This window comes from Georgenia satyanarayanai, assembly GCF_023715365.1.
In the GTDB taxonomy this organism is placed as follows: domain Bacteria; phylum Actinomycetota; class Actinomycetes; order Actinomycetales; family Actinomycetaceae; genus Oceanitalea; species Oceanitalea satyanarayanai_B.
The window spans coordinates 49525-65854 of the sequence record NZ_JAMBNZ010000005.1 but is presented as its reverse complement, the minus strand read 5'-3'; the positions used below and the strand labels follow the sequence as shown (position 1 = coordinate 65854).

The window sequence follows — 16330 nt, the reverse complement described above, 5'->3', positions numbered from 1 at the left end:
CGCGGCCACTCCTGCCACGATCGGGTGATGGCAGGTGCTGACAGTGCGGCGGTGAGGGAGGACCATGGGCGCCATGACGGTCATGCCGCGCACGGGCGAGGAGTGGACGGTCGATGACCTCGACCGGATCCCCGAGGACGGCCTGCAGTACGAGCTGCTCGACGGGCTCCTCCTCGTGACCCCGGCCCCGGTGCGGGCGCACCAGCGCGCCGTCGGCAACCTGCACCTCCTGCTGCGGGCCGCCTGCCGGCCCGTCTTCGAGGTGCTGCTCGCGCCCTTCGACTGGCGCCCGGACCGCCGCACCTCCCTGCAGCCCGACCTGCTCGTCGTCCGCGACGATCCCGGTACGAAGAACGTCACGAAGCCGCTCGCGCTCGCCGTCGAGGTGCTCTCGCCGTCCACCCGACGCAAGGACCACATCCTCAAGCGCTCGAAGTACGAGGAGGCCGGCGTCGAGTCGTACTGGCTCGTCGACCCGCGGGAGCCGGCCGTCCTCGCGCTCGACCTCGTGGACGGCAAGTACGTCACGGCCGCCGAGGTGGCCGGTACGGGCACGGCCCACCTCCGGAGGCCCTTCGCCGTCGACATCGTACCGAGCGCGCTCGTCGCACCGCCGGCATAGGTCACCCGCGCGTACCTCGCGCGACCGAAGGAGTGCAGGCCGCGTCGCCGAGCCGGGCCCCGGTGGTGTGCACGGGGTGGTCGTCGAGCTCTGCCGCGGTGCCGCGCACGGTGTTCATGGCCCTCACCCTGCAGGAGCGGGACGGGCGGCGTGACACTGGTCCAGTGCCGGAGGTCCCGGCCACCCGCCCCGCGGAGCGGATACCGTGGCCGCTGTCCCCGGACCAGGAGCACCGATGATCCGCCTCGCTGTCCTCAACGCCGCGACGAGCCCGAACCGGCTCGGCAACCACATCACCGACTGGGTCCTCGACCGGCTCGGTACCAACCGCGCCTTCGTCATCGACCGCATCGATCTGCGCGACGTCGGCCTGCCGCTCTTCGACGAGCCGGACCTGCCCCGCTACGGCTGCCACCGCCACGAGCACACGCGGCAGTGGGCCCGGCGCATCGACGCCGCCGACGCCTTCGTCGTCGTCAGCCCCGAGTACAACCGCGGCTACTCCGCGCTGCTCAAGAACGCCCTGGACTACCTCGTCCAGGAGTGGGCCTTCAAGCCGGTCGGGATCGTCAGCTACGGCTCGGGGATGTCCGGCGGGCTGCGCGGGGCGGAGGCGCTGCGCACGGTGCTCGGCGCCCTGCAGATGTACCCGGTGCGCGAGATGGTCGTCGTGCCCTTCGTCACCGAGGCCGCCGTCCGCGAGGGCACGCTGGAGGCCTCCGCCGGGATGGTCGAGGGGATGGAGCTCATGATGGACGCCCTCGTGCGGATGGACGCCGCGATGCACCTGCTCCGGGCGCCCGACGAGGAGCTCGGGGACCAGCAGGGTGAGCAGACGGACCGCGACGGCGGCCAGACGCGCTGGCAGCCGCGAGATTCCGGGACGGACGCCGGGTGGAGCGCGACGAGCGCGCTGGAGCGTCCCCCGGGCTTCGTCTGAGGGACCCGCGCGCGGGTCACATCCTCCCCACGCGCCCCACGAAGCGGACAGATCCGCAGAGACACGCCGAAATCTCGGCGCGTGAGGGCGACAACGGGCGCTCTGACGCCGTAATGTCTGCCCCGTCGCACCCATCAGGGTGTGCACGCCGACTGAGAGAGGGATTTCATGTCCGTCAACCGCACCGAGCTCGTCGCCGCCGTGGCCGAGCGCTCCTCGCTCACCAAGTCCCAGGCCGACGCCGCTCTGTCGGCGCTGCAGGACGTGCTCGTCGAGTCCGTCAGCAAGGGCGAGGCCGTCAAGATCACCGGCCTCCTCGCCGTCGAGCGTGTCGAGCGCGCCGCGCGCACCGGCCGCAACCCCCAGACCGGCGCCGAGATCCAGATCCCCGCCGGCTACGGCGTCAAGATCTCCGCCGGGAGCGCCCTCAAGAAGGCCGTCTCCAACAAGTGACGTCCTAGCGGCATCACCGCAAGGCGGGCAGGACGAGTCATCGTCCTGCCCGCCTTGCTGTGTCCGGACGGCCCAGGCGCGCCGACCTCCCCGCTTGTCCTTCGACCTCCCACCTCCGCGCCGCCCTCGACGAGGAGAACCGGGGAGCCCGCCCCGCGAGCGAGCACCTGCGCTCCCGTCCACGGGCCGGGAGTTCCTGCCGTGAGCAGTGGGGTCACATAGGGTGGAACGCGGTGCGCCCGCACCACGTCGCTCGCAGAGGAAGAGGTGTCCGGTGGAGGTCGTCATCACGTCCGGTGCGGAGGAGAGCGCTCGGCTCGCCGCGGACGCCATCGAGCAGCTGCTCAGCCGCAAGCCCGACGCCGTCCTCGGCCTGGCCACGGGTTCCACCCCGCTGCCCACGTACGACGAGCTCGTCCGCCGGCAGGAGGCCGGGCAGATCAGCTTCGCCCGGGCCCGCGGCTTCACCCTCGACGAGTACATCGGCCTGCCCGCCGACCACCCGCAGCGCTACCGCAACGTCATCGAGCGCGAGCTCGTCGGCCGGGTCGACTTCGCCCCCGACGCCGTCACGGGCCCCGACGGCCTGGCCGAGGACCTCCAGGCGGCGGCCGAGGCCTACGAGCGGACGATCGCCGAGGCCGGCGGCGTGGACCTGCAGATCCTCGGGATCGGCACCAACGGGCACATCGCCTTCAACGAGCCCGGCTCCTCGCTGGCCTCCCGCACCCGGGTGCAGCCGCTCGCCCGGCAGACCCGCAGCGACAACGCGCGCTTCTTCGACGGCGACGTCGAGGCCGTGCCCCGCCTGTGCTTCACCCAGGGCCTGGGCACGATCATGGGGGCCCGCCACCTCGTGCTCATCGCCACGGGGGAGGGCAAGGCTCCGGCCGTCCAGCAGCTCGTCGAGGGTGCCGTCAGCGCGTCGTGGCCGGCGACGATCATGCAGCACCACCCCCACGCCACCGTCCTGCTCGACGAGCCCGCCGCCGGCCTGCTCGAGCGCGCGGACGACTACCGCGAGGCCTACGCCGCCAAGCGGCAGTGGCAGGGGATCTGAGCGACCCAGGTGTGACCGCCACGGCACAGCCGGCCACCGGGACCCCGGCCGGAGGACGACCTAGACTGGTCGGCATGAGTTCCACCGAGCCCCCCAGCAGCCCGAGCGAGCCGTCGACGTCGTCGGGAACGAGCGTCCTCGAGCGCGAGGAGCTCCGCGAGCACGAGGCCGGTGACAACGACCGCTACGCCCACTACGTGAAGAAGGACAAGATCATGTCCTCCGCGCTGTCGGGCCAGCCGGTCGTGGCGTTGTGCGGCAAGGTGTGGACCCCGGGGCGCGACCCCAAGAAGTACCCGGTGTGCCCCACGTGCAAGGAGATCTACGAGGGCATCCAGGGTGGCGGGTCCGGCTCCGGTGGCGGACGCTTCAGCGGCTTCGGCCGTGGCGGCCGCGGCGGAAGCGGAGAGTGAGCGCCGCACCCTCGCGCAGGCCGGTCACGACGACGCAGGGCACCCCTGCGGCCGTCTCGACCGCTGCCGCCGAGCACCTGCCCCCCGCCTACCCGGCGCGGGCGGCCTGGGGGACGGCGTCGCGTCTGCGCGCGTGGCAGGCCGAGGCGCTGGAGCGGTACCTCGCCGACGACCCGCGTGACTTCCTCGCCGTCGCCACCCCCGGCGCCGGCAAGACGACCTTCGCCCTCCGGGTGGCCACCGAGCTGCTCTCGCGCGGGGAGGTCACAGCGATCACGGTCGTCGCCCCCACCGAGCACCTCAAGGGCCAGTGGGCCGAAGCAGCCGCGCGCGTGGGCATCCAGATCGACCCGGCCTTCCGCAACGCCCAGGAGCGTCACGGCGCGAGCTTCGACGGCGTCGCGCTCACCTACGCGCAGGTCGCGGCGAACCCCGACCTGCACCGCCGGCGCACGACGAACGAGCGCACCCTCGTCATCCTGGACGAGGTGCACCACGGCGGGGACGCGCTGAGCTGGGGCGACGGCATCCGGCTCGCCTTCGAGCCCGCCCGCCGGCGCCTGGCCCTCACCGGGACCCCGTTCCGCTCCGACACCGCGGCGATCCCCTTCGTCACCTACGAGCGGGACGCCGACGGCGTGCGCCGCTCCCGGGCGGACTACTCCTACGGCTACGCCGACGCGCTGCGCGACGGCGTCGTGCGGCCGGTCATCTTCCTGTCCTACTCCGGGCAGATGCGCTGGCGCACCCGCGCCGGTGACGAGGTCAGCGCCGCCCTCGGCGAGCCGCTGACCAAGGACCTCGTCGCCCAGGCCTGGCGCACCGCGCTGGACCCCAAGGGTGACTGGGTCCCCGCCGTCCTCGCGGCTGCCGACCGCCGCCTCACCGAGGTGCGCCGCGGCGTCCCCGACGCCGGCGGCCTCGTCATCGCCACCGACCAGACCAAGGCCCGCGCCTACGCGCGCGTCCTCACCGAGATCACCGGTGAGAAGCCGACGGTCGTCCTGTCCGACGACGACGGCGCCTCCGCCCGCATCGACGAGTTCGCGGCCGGTGAGCAGCGGTGGATGATCGCCGTGCGGATGGTGTCCGAGGGGGTGGACGTGCCCCGCCTCGCCGTCGGCGTCTACGCGACGTCCGCGGCCACCCCGCTCTTCTTCGCCCAGGCGATCGGCCGCTTCGTACGTGCCCGCCGACGCGGGGAGACCGCCTCGGTGTTCCTCCCCAGCGTGCCGGTGCTGCTCGAGCTCGCCGCCCAGCTGGAGGTCGAGCGGGACCACGCCCTGGACCGGGTCCTCACCTCCGAGGAGAAGGGCGACTTCTTCACCCCGGAGGACGCCCTCGTCGCGGCCGCCAACCGCGAGGAGAAGGCCAGCGACGACCTCATGCTGCCCGGCTTCGAGGCGCTGGACGCCCAGGCCTCCTTCGACCGGGTGCTCTTCGACGGCGGTGAGTTCGGTACGGGGGCGGAGGTCGGCTCCATCGAGGAGGAGGAGTACCTCGGGCTGCCCGGGCTCCTCGAGCCGGACCAGGTCCGCTCCCTCCTCAAGGCGCGCCAGGCCGACCAGGTCAAGTCCCAGAAGCGGCAGACCGCGGCCCGCGCCCAGCGGGAGGAGAACGCCGGGGTCTCGGACCACAAGCGGCGGGCCGCGCTGCGCAAGGAGCTCTCCAGCCTCGTGGCCGCGTGGTCGCGGCGCAGCACCATGGCCCATGCCATCGTCCACAGCGAGCTGCGCAAGGCCTGCGGCGGCCCCGAGGTGCCCCTCGCGAGCACCGAGGAGCTCGAGGCGAGGATCGCCCTGCTGCGCAACTGGTTCGTCGGCCGCACGTAGCCCCGCGTCGCCCGCGCGGCGCGGGCGTCCCTGCACGGGGCCGGCGTCGTCGCTAGGTTGGACGCCATGCCCCGTGCGACGACCGCCTTCCTCACCGACCGCTACGAGCTGACGATGCTCGAGGCCTCCCTCCAGTCCGGTGCCGCGCACCGGCGCAGCGTCTTCGAGGTCTTCTCGCGGCGGCTGTCCGGCGGGCGGCGCTACGGCGTCGTCGCCGGCACCGGCCGGGTGCTGGACGCCATCGCCGACTTCACCTTCTCCGGCGCCGAGATCGACTGGCTGCGCGAGCACGGTGTGGTGAGCGGGCAGACCCTCGACTACCTCGCCGGCTACCGCTTCGGCGGGGACGTCCTCGGCTACGGCGAGGGGGAGTGCTTCTTCCCCGGCTCACCGATCCTCACCATCCGCGGCACCTTCGCCGAGGCCCTCCTCCTCGAGACGGTGGTGCTCTCCGTCCTCAACCACGACTCCGCCGTCGCCGCGGCCGCCTCCCGCATGACGACCGCCGCCCACGGGCGCCCGTGCCTGGAGATGGGGGCGCGGCGCACCCACGAGGAGGCCGCCGTCGCCGCCGCACGAGCCGCCGTCGTCGGCGGTTTCGTCGCGACGAGCGTCCTCGAGGCCGGACGCTCCTACGGGATCCCGACGATGGGGACCGCCGCCCACTCCTTCACCCTCGTGCACGACGACGAGGAGGCGGCCTTCGACGCCCAGGTGCGGGCGATGGGGCCGGGCACCACGCTCCTCGTCGACACCTACGACGTCGAGCGCGGGGTCGAGCTCGCCGTCGCGGCCGCCCGCCGTCACGGCGGGGAGCTCGGCGCGGTGCGTCTGGACTCCGGCGACCTCGTGGCCCAGGCCTTCACGGTGCGCCGCCAGCTCGACGCGCTCGGCGCGACGACGACGAGGATCACCGTCACCTCCGACCTCGACGAGTACGCCATCGCGGCCCTCGGTGCCGCCCCCGTCGACTCCTACGGCGTGGGCACGAGGCTCGTCACCGGCTCCGGGCTCCCGACGGCGGAGCTCGTCTACAAGCTTGTCGAGCGGGAGGGCGCGGACGGGCAGATGGTCGACGTCGCCAAGGCCTCCGCGGCCAAGGTGACCGTCGGCGGCTTCAAGGTCGCCGGGCGCGTCTTCGAGAACGGGGTGGCCCAGGAGGAGCTCGTCGTGGGCTGCGACGACGAGGCCTCCGGCGCGCGCGTGCTGGCCGAGCACGGCGCCCGGCCCCTTCAGCTGCCCCTCGTCACCCGGGGCGTCGTCGCCGACGAGCACCGCGGCCCCGACGCCGTGCGCGCAGCGGCGGAGCGCCACGTCGCCTCGCGTGCCGCGCTGCCCTACGAGGGCTGGCGGCTGAGCGAGGGGGAGCCGGCGATCCCCACCCGCCACGTCCTCGGCTGAGGGTGACTTTCTCGTTCAAGATGCCGACCTGAACAATGTCCGCAACGATTATGGCCACTGCGGTGCCGGACAGGTACCGGAACGAAGGGAGCTCGTATGTCCTTGTGGCTGATCCTCATCATTGTGGGCGTGATCATGCTCATCATCGGCGTGGCCGTCGAGGCTGCACAGATCCTCATCTGGATCGGTGTCGCCATCCTCGTGATCTCGCTGATCCTCTCGCTGGTGGGACGCGGCAAGAACAGGGTGTAGCGCCCGGCCAGCGGTCCTCCAACCGCTCGTCACACGTGTACCGAGGCCCGGCAGGCACGTTCCTGCCGGGCCTTGCCGTGTCCGAGGTCATGGCCGCGACAGTCCCCGCTCGTGCCTAGGCTGGGTGCATGACGGTCACGACACCACACCCGGCCACCGTGCCGGTGGAGACGCAGCAGGAGGAGCGCCGCCCCGCGCGCCCCTGGCGCACCATCGTGTGGAACGACCCGGTCAACCTCATGAGCTACGTGACCTACGTGTTCCGCACGTACTTCGGCTACTCCCAGGAGCGTGCCCACGAGCTCATGCTCCAGGTCCACCACGACGGCCACGCCGTCGTAGCCGAGGGCGCCCGCGAGACGATGGAGGTCCACGTGACGGCGATGCACTCCTACGGCCTGTGGGCCACCCTCGCCCCCGAGGGAGAGGGCTGAGGTGCGCGCCTTCACCGCCGTCCCCGGCGGCTACGCCTGCGAGCTCGAGCACGCCGAGCTGCGGATCATCGCGCGCGTCACCGCCGACACCTGTGAGCTCCTCGGGCTGCCCCTCGATGCCGACGACGACGCTCCCGACGACCACGGCTCACCCGCGCCGTCGGCGGAGGAGGAGATCCTCGCCTCCCTCGACTGGGACCCGGCCGCGGGACAGACGCCGCGCGACCCGGCCCTGGCCCGCCTGCTGCCCCCGGCGAGCACGGACGACGACGAGCTCGCCGCCGAGATGCGCCGCCTCACCGAGGGCTCGCTGCGCGCGACCAAGACCGAGCAGCTGCGGGTGGTGCACGACGCCCTCGTGGCGAGCACCGGCCTGGTCGTCGTGCGGGCGGGGCAGGAGCGGGCGTGGCTCTCGGCGCTCACCGACCTGCGTCTCGTCCTCGCGTCCCGGCTGGGCATCGAGACCGACGAGGACGCCGAGCGGGTCTACGAGCGCGCGGGCGGCGGGGAGCCGCAGACGCCCGCCGACGAGCTCGACGCCGCGCTCACCAGCCTCTACGCCGCGCTCACGTGGTGGCAGGAGTCACTCCTGGAGGCCATGTCGGGCGGGCCGTCGTGACACTACGCTCGGGCAGCGTGAACGACGCACCGATCGGTGTCTTCGACTCAGGTGTCGGAGGCCTCACGGTCGCGCGTGCGATCCTCGACCAGCTGCCCCACGAGTCGATGCTCTACATCGGGGACACTGCGCACACGCCCTACGGCCCCAAGCCCATCGCCGACGTCCGCGCCCTCGCCCTTGACGTCATGGACCGGCTTGTCGCCTCCGGGGTCAAGGCTCTCGTCATCGCCTGCAACTCCGCCTCCTCCGCCGTCCTGCGTGACGCGCGCGAGCGCTACACGGTGGGCGGTGGCGTGCCCGTCGTCGAGGTCATCCAGCCGGCCGTGCGCCGCGCCGTCGCCGCCACCCGCAGCGGGAAGGTCGGCGTCATCGGGACCCGCGCGACCATCGAGTCCGGGGCCTACCGGGACGCCTTCGCCGCCGCACCGCACCTGGAGCTCACGATGAACGCCGCCCCGCGCTTCGTGGAGCTCGTCGAGAGGGGCATCACCTCCGGACCGGAGGTCCTCGAGGCGGCCCGCGAGTACCTCGAGCCGGTGCGGGAGGCAGGGGTGGACACCCTGGTCCTCGGCTGCACGCACTACCCGCTCCTCACGGGTGTCATCTCCTACGTCATGGGCGAGGAGGTCACGCTCGTCTCGAGCGCCGAGGAGACGGCCAAGGACACCTACCGGACCCTCGTCGCGCACGACCTCGAGCGGGACCCTGCCGCCCCACCGCCGGAGCACCGCTTCCTCGCGACGGGCGAGGGCGCGAGCTTCTCCAGACTGGCCCGCCGGTTCCTCGGGCCCGAGGTCGACCGCGTCGACAGCGACGCCGAGCTGGAGGTCACCGCATGAGGCTGACGGTCGTGGGCTGCTCCGGGTCGATGTCCGGCCCCGACTCCGCCTCCTCCTGCTACCTCGTCCAGGCCGACGGGCCGGACGAGGGCGGCACGACCCGCACGTGGAGCATCCTGCTCGACCTCGGCTCCGGCGCCTTCGGGGCACTGCTGCGTCACCTGGACCCGGCCCGGCTGGACGCCGTCGTCCTCAGCCACCTCCACGCGGACCACGTCGTCGACATGACCGGCCTGGAGGTCTACCGCCGCTACCACCCGGCAGGCGCCCTCGGGCCGGTGCGGGTGCTCGGCCCGGCCGACACGCCTCAGCGGATCGGCGCGCTGACGATGGAGGACGACCTCAGCGCCCTGGACGCCTCCTTCACCTTCGGCGCGCACACCCCCGGCCAGGCGGTGAGCGTGGGGCCGCTGCGGATCGAGTCCGTCCCCGTCGACCACCCCGTGCCGGCGTTCGGCGTGCGGGTGACCGGCCCGTCCGAAGACGGGAGCAGGGAGGTCGCGCTCGCCTACTCAGGGGACACCGACACCTGCGACGGGCTCGTCGAGGTCGCCCGGGACGTCGACCTCTTCCTCTGCGAGGCGGCCTTCCAGGAGGGCCGGGACTCCGTGCGTGGCATCCACCTCACCGGCCGGCGGGCCGGTGAGGCGGCGACGCTGGCCGACGCCCGGCAGCTCGTCCTCACCCACCTGCCGCCGTGGACCGACGCCGAGGTCGTCCGCGCCGAGGCCGCCGAGACCTACGGCGGCCCCATCGAGCTCGCTGCCCCCGGCGCGGTCTGGACCCTGTAGCCCCACCCCTCCCGACTGCCTGTCCACGGCTGACGTGTCGTCACGCCCCGCCGGTGCTCCGTTGCTGAGCTCCCCCGTTCTCCTCATCGAGGGCCGGGCGGAGGTGGGAGGTGGGAGGACAAGCGGGGAGGTCGGCGAGCGGCGGCGGGCGCGTCCTTGTCCTCGGCGGCACGGCTTGGCTCGGGCCGCGAGGTGGCCAGGGCCGGTGACCCGAGCGACCGCTTCGGGTACTGGCCGGCCCGCCTCCTGTGGGGTGGTCGCGTCCTCGTGCTCTGCCACGACGTGCGGTACTGGGCCGGCCCGCGCTCGCTGCCGCCCCGGCTGCCCGACGACCACGCCGGGCACTCAGGGCGAGTCGGCGGGCGGGCCGGGTCGAGGACGACGCTCGGGGCTGACCGCGGCCGGGGAGGTGGAGCTCCGTCGCATGCTGGGCGGTAACAGCTGAGCGCCTACCACGGGGACCCGACTCCTGCACCTGTGCACGTCGTGGACGCGAGTCACGGCCCGCCGTCGGGTGTCGTTAACCTGAGCCCCATGACGCAGACCTCCTCACCGGACGAAGCACGGAGCAACGCCCGCCTCGACATGCCCGACGACCTGCGCGCCGACGTGCGCACCCTCGGTGTGCTTCTCGGGCGGGTGCTGCGGGAGGACGGCGGGGAGGAGCTCTTCACCGACGTCGAGCGCCTGCGCGAGCTGGCGATCGGCGCCGTCGAGGACACCGACGGCGACGGCCGCCTCGCCGAGGCGCAGGCCCTCATCGACTCCTTCACCGTCGAGCGCGCCGACCAGGTCGCCCGCGCCTTCACCTGCTACTTCCACCTCGTCAACCTCGCCGAGGAGTACCACCGGGTCCGCGCCCTGCGCGCCCGGGAGGACGCCACCCCGCGGGCCGACGCCCTCGCCGGCGCCTACGTGCAGCTCGCCGCCGAGACCTCCGAGGAGGAGGCCGCGCGCCGCCTGCGTGAGATCGAGTTCCACCCCGTCCTCACCGCTCACCCGACCGAGGCCCGCCGTCGCGCCGTGTCCGGCTCGATCCGCCGGATCTCCGAGCTCGTCGCCGAGGCCGACGACCCCCGGCTGGGCGCCAACGGCCGGCTGCGCATCGAGCGCCGTCTCCTCGCCGAGATCGACACGATGTGGCGCACCGCCCACCTGCGCGAGACGAAGCCCTCGCCGGTCGACGAGGTCTTCACGGCGATGTCCGTCTTCGAGGCGACCCTCTTCGAGGTGCTGCCGCAGGTGTACCGCCAGGCCGACGACTGGCTGCTCGGGGAGGAGCGCGGCCTCGCCGCCCCGCGGGCGACGCCCTTCGTGCGGCTGGGCAGCTGGATCGGCGCGGACCGCGACGGTAACCCCAACGTCACCGCCAAGGTCACCCGGCAGGCCGCGGCCATCGCCGCCGAGCACGTCCTCACCGCCCTCGAGCGGGAGACCGCCCGCGTGGGCCTGGCGATGACCCTCGACGAGAAGTCCACCCCGCCCTCCGCCGAGCTCACCGCGCTGTGGGGCACCCAGCGCCAGCTCTCCGAGGAGGTCACCGCGCAGGTGGCCGCCCGCTCCCCGCGCGAGCCGCACCGCCGCGTCATGCTCGTGGCCGCGGCCCGGCTGGCCGCCACGCGCGAGCGCGACGCCGACCTCGCCTACTCCGGCGCCGAGGAGCTCCTCGCGGACCTGCGCGTGGTCCAGGACTCCCTGCGCCAGGCCGGTGCGCTGCGCAAGGCGCACGGCGACCTGCAGAACCTCATCTGGCAGGTCGAGTCCTTCGGCTTCCACCTCACCGAGCTCGAGGTCCGCCAGCACTCCAAGGTGCACGCCCAGACGCTCGCGTGGATCGCGGATCCGGACTCGATGCCCGAGCCGAGCGTCGACCCGGAGGAGGTCCTCGAGACCTTCCGCTCCATCGCCGCGATCCAGCGCCGCCACGGCGTGGACGCCTGCCGCCGCTACACCGTCTCCTTCACCCGGAGCAGCGAGGACCTCATCGCGGTCTACCGCCTGGCCGAGCACGCGCTCGGCTCCGCGGAGGCGGCGCCGGTCCTCGACGTCGTCCCGCTGTTCGAGACCTTCGACGACCTCCAGAACGCCCCGCGGATCCTCGAGGAGATGCTCGAGGTCCCGCAGGTGCAGGCCCGCCTGGAGAAGACGGGCCGGCGCATGGAGGTCATGCTCGGCTACTCCGACTCCGCCAAGGACGTCGGCCCGGTCTCCGCGACCCTGGCGATCTACACCGCGCAGGAGGAGATCGCCGCCTGGGCGCAGCGCCACGACATCCGCCTCACCCTCTTCCACGGCAAGGGCGGCGCGCTCGGCCGCGGTGGCGGCCCCGCCAACCGGGCGATCCTCGCCCAGCCGCCGCACTCGGTGGACGGCCGCTTCAAGCTCACCGAGCAGGGTGAGGTCATCACCGCCCGCTACGGGGACCGCGCGATCGCCGCCCGGCACATCGACCAGGTCGCCGCCGCCACGCTCCTCGCCTCCGCCCCGTCGACCGAGAAGCGCAACGCCGCGGCCGCCGAGCGCTTCGCCGGCCTCGCCAGCACCCTGGACGAGCGCTCGCGCGAGCGCTTCTTCGACCTCATCCACGCCGAGGGCTTCGCCCCCTGGTTCGCGCAGGTCACCCCGCAGGAGGAGGTCGGCCTGCTGCCCCTCGGCTCCCGCCCGGCCCGCCGCGGGCTGTCGGTGGAGTCCCTCGAGGACCTGCGCGCCATCCCGTGGGTCTTCGCCTGGACCCAGGCGCGGATCAACCTCACCGGCTGGTTCGGTCTGGGCTCCGCGCTCGCCGCGGTGGGTGACATCGAGCAGCTGCGCACGGCCTACCGGGAGTGGCCGCTGTTCAACACGCTCATCGACAACGTCGAGATGTCACTGGCCAAGACCGACCGGCGCATTGCCCGCCAGTACCTGGCCCTCGGGGACCGCGAGGACCTCGCCGGCCTCGTGCTCGAGGAGCTCGACCTCACCACCGAGTGGGTCCTGCGCATCACCGGCCACGAGTACCCGCTCGAGGGCCGCCGCGTGCTGGGTCGCGCGGTGCAGCTGCGCAACCCCTACGTCGACGCGCTCTCCCTCATCCAGCTGCGCGCCCTGCGCGCGCTGCGGACGGAGACCGGCGAGGCCCGCACCGAGGAGGAGCTCGCCGAGATCAAGCGCCTGCTCCTCCTGTCAGTCAACGGCATCGCCGCGGGCCTCCAGAACACCGGCTGACCACCCAACAACTGCGCATATGCGCGAAAACTGCGGCCCGCCGAGCGTGGAGACCGCAGTTTTCGCGCATATGCGGTTAGGGGGTGGGTGGGGTGGCGGCGGTGAGGAGGGCTTTGGTCGCGTAGGCCTTCGGGTCCTGCCACACCTCGTCCACCGGGCCTTCCTCCACCACGCGCCCGCGCTGCATGACGACGACGGCGTGACACACCTGCCGCACGACGGCGAGGTCGTGGGACACGAGCACGAGCGCGGTCCCGGTGCGCTCCTGGAGCTCGACGAGGAGCTCGAGGATCGCCGCCTGGACGGTGACGTCGAGGGCGGAGACGGGCTCGTCGAGGACGAGCACCTCCGGGTCGGCCGCCAGGGCGCGGGCGATCGCCAACCGTTGGCGCTGGCCACCGGACAGGGCCCGCGGCCGCCGTCCCAGCGTGCCGGGAGGCAGTCGCACGAGCTCGAGCAGCTCGGCGGGCGTGCGGTCGCCGCCCGACGCCCGGATCGCCGCGCGCAGCACCCGGCCGGCGCTCCAGCGCGGGTCGAAGGAGCCGAGCGGGTCCTGGGGGACGAGCCGCACGAGGTGACGGCGCGACCGCCGCCGGCGCTCGGGCAGCTCGCTCCACGGCTCCCCGGCCAGCTCCACCCGTCCGGCGTCGGGCTGCTCGGCGGCCACGAGCATCCGCGCGAGCGTCGACTTCCCGCTCCCGGACTCCCCGACCACCCCCACCGCCTCCCCGCGGCGCACGACGAGCGAGACGTCGTCCAGGGCGCTGACCGACCCGCCGCCGGGCAGCCGGTAGCGGCGGTGCAGGCCGCTCGCGCGCAGCACCTCGCGCCCCGCCTCGGCCACCGGCGGCCTGGTACCGCGCGGGACGGCGTCGAGCAACGCACGGGTGACCTCGTGGGCGGGGGTGGTGAGGACGACGCCGGCCGGTCCGGACTCGACCACGCGTCCGCCGTCGAGCACGACGACGTCGTCGGCCAGCCGCGCGACGGCGCCAAGGTCGTGGCTCACGAGGAGGATCGCGGTGCCGGCATCGCGGAGCCGGCCGAGCATCTCGAGCACGCCCTGGGCAACGGTCGCGTCCAGGGCGGTGGTCGGCTCGTCCGCGACGAGCAGGGCCGGCTCGGAGACGATCGCCGAGGCGATGAGCGCACGCTGGCGCATGCCACCGGACAGCTCGCCCGAGCGCTGCGCCGCGCGGACCGCCGGCTCGTCCAGCCCGGCGGCGGCCAGCGCCGCGAGCACCCGCTCGTGCCGCTCGGCGCGGCCCACCCCGCGCACCGCGAGGGCCTCGCCGACCTCGGCGCCCACGGTCCGCAGCGGGTCGAGGGACTGCAGGGCGTCCTGGAGCACGAGGCCGACGTCCTGCCCGCGCAGCGCCCGCCACTGCCGCTCGTCGGCGACTCGCAGGTCCCGCCCGTTCACGGTGAGGCGCCCAGCGCGCACCCGCGCGGGCGCGCCGCCCTCCCCGGCCAGACCGACGAGGCTGCGGGCAAGCACGGACTTCCCGGCACCGGACTCCCCGACCACGGCGAGGCAGCGTCCGGCCTCCAGCCGCAGGTCCACCCCGCGCAGCACCTCGCCCACCCCGGGGAAGGCGACGGTGAGGCCGGCGACGTCGAGGACGGTGCTCATGAGGGGGCCACTGCGCTCAGCCTGCGCCCGAGCATGGTGAGTGCCGCCGCGGTCACCGTGATCGCCAGCCCGGGCGCCACGGTGAGCCACCACGAGCTCGTGATGTGGAGGCGGCCGGCGTTGAGCATCGCGCCCCACTCCGGGGAGGGCGGCAGGGCGCCGAGGCCGAGGTAGCTCAGCGCGGACACCCAGACGATCGCCTGGCCGATGCCGAGGGTCGCCACCGCCACGAGCGGCCACACCGTGTTCGGCAGCACGTGCCGCACGAACGTGACGGGCGCCGAGACGCCCTCGAGCCGGGCCGCGCCGACGTAGGCGCTCTGTGCCACCGCCTGGGCCCGCGCGCGCAGGATCCGCGCGTAGCCGGGCGCCGTCGCCAGCCCCACCGAGATGACCGAGGGCCCCACGCCGGCACCGAGGACCGCGACGAGCAGGAGCGCGAGCACGAGGCTGGGCAGCGAGAAGAGCACCTCGATGACCCGGCTGAGCAGGCCGTCGAGCCACCGCGGCCCGAGCGCGGCGCCGAAGCCGAGCACCACGCCGAGAGCGAGCCCGATCGCCGTCGCGAGCGCACCCACCCCGAGCGACTGGCCCGCGCCGTGGATCACGCGCGTGTACACGTCCCGACCCGACGCGTCCGTCCCGAGCAGCGCCCCGCTCCCCGGCGGCTGGTAGGCGTCGGCCGGGGCGACGGCGGTCGGGTCGCCGGGCGCGAGCAGCTGCGGCCACAGCGCCGCGACCAGCACGAGGACGACGACGGCGGCACTCACGACACCGCCCGGGCCCAGTACCCGCCGGGCTCGTGCCGTCCATGCGCGCGGGGCGCGCACCAGCTCGGGCGTCACGCGACCATCTGCCCCTGCGGGGCGCTGCGCACGGCCTCGACGCGGCCCCGCAGCCGCGGGTCGACGACCCGCTCGAGGACGTCGGCCACCGACATGACGATGACGTAGCCGAGCGCGATGACGAGGACGACGCCGATGACGACGGGCACGTCGCGGGAGTGCGTCGCGTCGATGAGGAGGCGGCCCAGCCCGGGCCGGCCGAAGAGCGTCTCGACGACGACGGCACCGGACAGCAACGAGCCGAAGGCCCAGCCGGAGAGCGCGATGGCCGGCAGCGCCGCGTGCCGCAGCGAGTGGCGCCACAGCACCCGGCCCTCCGAGGCGCCGCGGGAGCGGGAGGTCGTCGCGAAGGGGGCGGTGTGCGCCTCCTCCAGACCGTCGCGCATCACCTGGCCGAGGAAGCCGGCCACGGGCACCGCGAGGGTGACGGCGGGCAGGAGCAGGGAGCGCAGTGAGCTGTTGCTGCTCGTGGCGGGCAGCCAGCCCAGCCCGCCGGCGAAGACGGCGATGAGCACGGCTCCCAGCCAGAAGTGCGGCATGACCGAGGCGACGACCTCCGCCCCGCGCAGCAGCCCCACCGCCCGGCGTGCCACGCGGCCGCGGGCGAGGACCGCCGCCGTCGCCACCGCCAGCGCGAGGACCCAGGCGAGCAGCAGTCCCAGCGCCGCGAGCACGAGCGTGCCGGTGAGCTGGTCGCCGACGAGCTCGGAGACCGGCCGCCGGCGGGCGTAGGAGTCCCCGAGCTGGAAGGTGACGGTGCGCGCGAGCTGGAGGAGGTACTGGACGAGGAGCGGCTCGTCCAGGGAGTACTCCGCGCGGACCAGGGCGACCGCCTCCGGGCTCGCCTGGGAACCGGGACCGCCGAGAATCGCCTCGGAGGGGTCCCCGCCGGCCGAGCGCAGCGCGAAGAAGACGACGGTGGCGACCACCCAGGCCACCAGCGCCGCGGCGGCGAGGCGCCCGAGCAGCCAGCGCAGCACGGTCAT

The 16330-nt window shown here is 73.9% G+C and carries 16 protein-coding genes; 13 read left to right on the top strand and 3 right to left on the bottom strand.

The window, feature by feature from the left end; genetic code table 11:
• The first annotated feature begins 73 nt into the window (after positions 1-73).
• The 13 genes from M3148_RS08080 to M3148_RS08020 all read left to right on the top strand — a co-directional run bounded on the left by M3148_RS08080 (position 74) and on the right by M3148_RS08020 (position 12866).
• Positions 74-622, top strand: a complete 549-nt coding sequence (locus M3148_RS08080) for a Uma2 family endonuclease (RefSeq protein ID WP_251304165.1) — start codon at positions 74-76, stop codon at positions 620-622.
• A gap of 235 nt (positions 623-857) precedes the next feature.
• Complete coding sequence (locus tag M3148_RS08075; RefSeq protein WP_251304164.1) at positions 858-1562, top strand: NADPH-dependent FMN reductase; 705 nt, start codon at positions 858-860, stop codon at positions 1560-1562.
• Between the two features lie 168 nt (positions 1563-1730).
• On the top strand, positions 1731-2015 hold the full coding sequence (locus tag M3148_RS08070; RefSeq protein WP_110851969.1) for an HU family DNA-binding protein: 285 nt from the start codon (positions 1731-1733) through the stop codon (positions 2013-2015).
• 274 nt (positions 2016-2289) lie between these two features.
• Entirely contained in the window at positions 2290-3075 is a 786-nt protein-coding gene (gene nagB, locus M3148_RS08065; protein WP_251304163.1) for a glucosamine-6-phosphate deaminase, read from the top strand.
• 74 nt (positions 3076-3149) lie between these two features.
• A complete protein-coding gene (locus M3148_RS08060) occupies positions 3150-3488 on the top strand; it encodes a DUF3039 domain-containing protein (protein WP_251304162.1) in 339 nt (112 codons plus the stop codon).
• Complete coding sequence (locus M3148_RS08055) at positions 3485-5320, top strand: DEAD/DEAH box helicase (RefSeq protein ID WP_251304161.1); 1836 nt, start codon at positions 3485-3487, stop codon at positions 5318-5320. The genes M3148_RS08060 and M3148_RS08055 overlap by 4 nt, the downstream gene beginning before the upstream one ends.
• A gap of 66 nt (positions 5321-5386) precedes the next feature.
• Positions 5387-6721: a nicotinate phosphoribosyltransferase gene (locus tag M3148_RS08050; RefSeq protein WP_251304160.1), complete on the top strand. Its 1335-nt coding sequence runs from the start codon at positions 5387-5389 to the stop codon at positions 6719-6721.
• Between the two features lie 96 nt (positions 6722-6817).
• Entirely contained in the window at positions 6818-6973 is a 156-nt protein-coding gene (locus M3148_RS08045) for a hypothetical protein (protein WP_181424561.1), read from the top strand.
• Positions 6974-7101: 128 nt separating this feature from the next.
• Positions 7102-7407, top strand: a complete 306-nt coding sequence (gene clpS / locus M3148_RS08040) for an ATP-dependent Clp protease adapter ClpS (RefSeq protein WP_251304159.1) — start codon at positions 7102-7104, stop codon at positions 7405-7407.
• Position 7408: 1 nt separating this feature from the next.
• Positions 7409-8026, top strand: coding sequence for a DUF2017 domain-containing protein (locus M3148_RS08035; protein WP_251304158.1), 618 nt, complete (start codon positions 7409-7411; stop codon positions 8024-8026).
• A 17-nt stretch (positions 8027-8043) separates the two neighbouring features.
• Positions 8044-8868: a glutamate racemase gene (murI, locus tag M3148_RS08030; RefSeq protein WP_251304157.1), complete on the top strand. Its 825-nt coding sequence runs from the start codon at positions 8044-8046 to the stop codon at positions 8866-8868.
• Complete coding sequence (locus tag M3148_RS08025; protein ID WP_251304156.1) at positions 8865-9659, top strand: MBL fold metallo-hydrolase; 795 nt, start codon at positions 8865-8867, stop codon at positions 9657-9659. The genes murI and M3148_RS08025 overlap by 4 nt, the downstream gene beginning before the upstream one ends.
• Positions 9660-10193: 534 nt before the next feature.
• Positions 10194-12866: a phosphoenolpyruvate carboxylase gene (locus tag M3148_RS08020; RefSeq protein ID WP_251304155.1), complete on the top strand. Its 2673-nt coding sequence runs from the start codon at positions 10194-10196 to the stop codon at positions 12864-12866.
• Positions 12867-12942: 76 nt separating this feature from the next.
• Here M3148_RS08020 and M3148_RS08015 read toward each other — a convergent pair whose 3' ends face one another.
• Genes M3148_RS08015 through M3148_RS08005 form a run of 3 tightly spaced genes read right to left on the bottom strand, consistent with a single transcriptional unit; the run spans position 12943 to position 16330 of the window.
• Positions 12943-14499 (bottom strand): ATP-binding cassette domain-containing protein, encoded by a 1557-nt coding sequence (locus M3148_RS08015; RefSeq protein ID WP_251304154.1) that lies wholly within the window; start codon positions 14497-14499, stop codon positions 12943-12945.
• Positions 14496-15344, bottom strand: a complete 849-nt coding sequence (locus tag M3148_RS08010; RefSeq protein WP_251304153.1) for an ABC transporter permease — start codon at positions 15342-15344, stop codon at positions 14496-14498. The genes M3148_RS08015 and M3148_RS08010 overlap by 4 nt, the downstream gene beginning before the upstream one ends.
• Entirely contained in the window at positions 15341-16330 is a 990-nt protein-coding gene (locus M3148_RS08005) for an ABC transporter permease (protein WP_251304152.1), read from the bottom strand. Before M3148_RS08005 ends, M3148_RS08010 begins: the two co-directional genes overlap by 4 nt.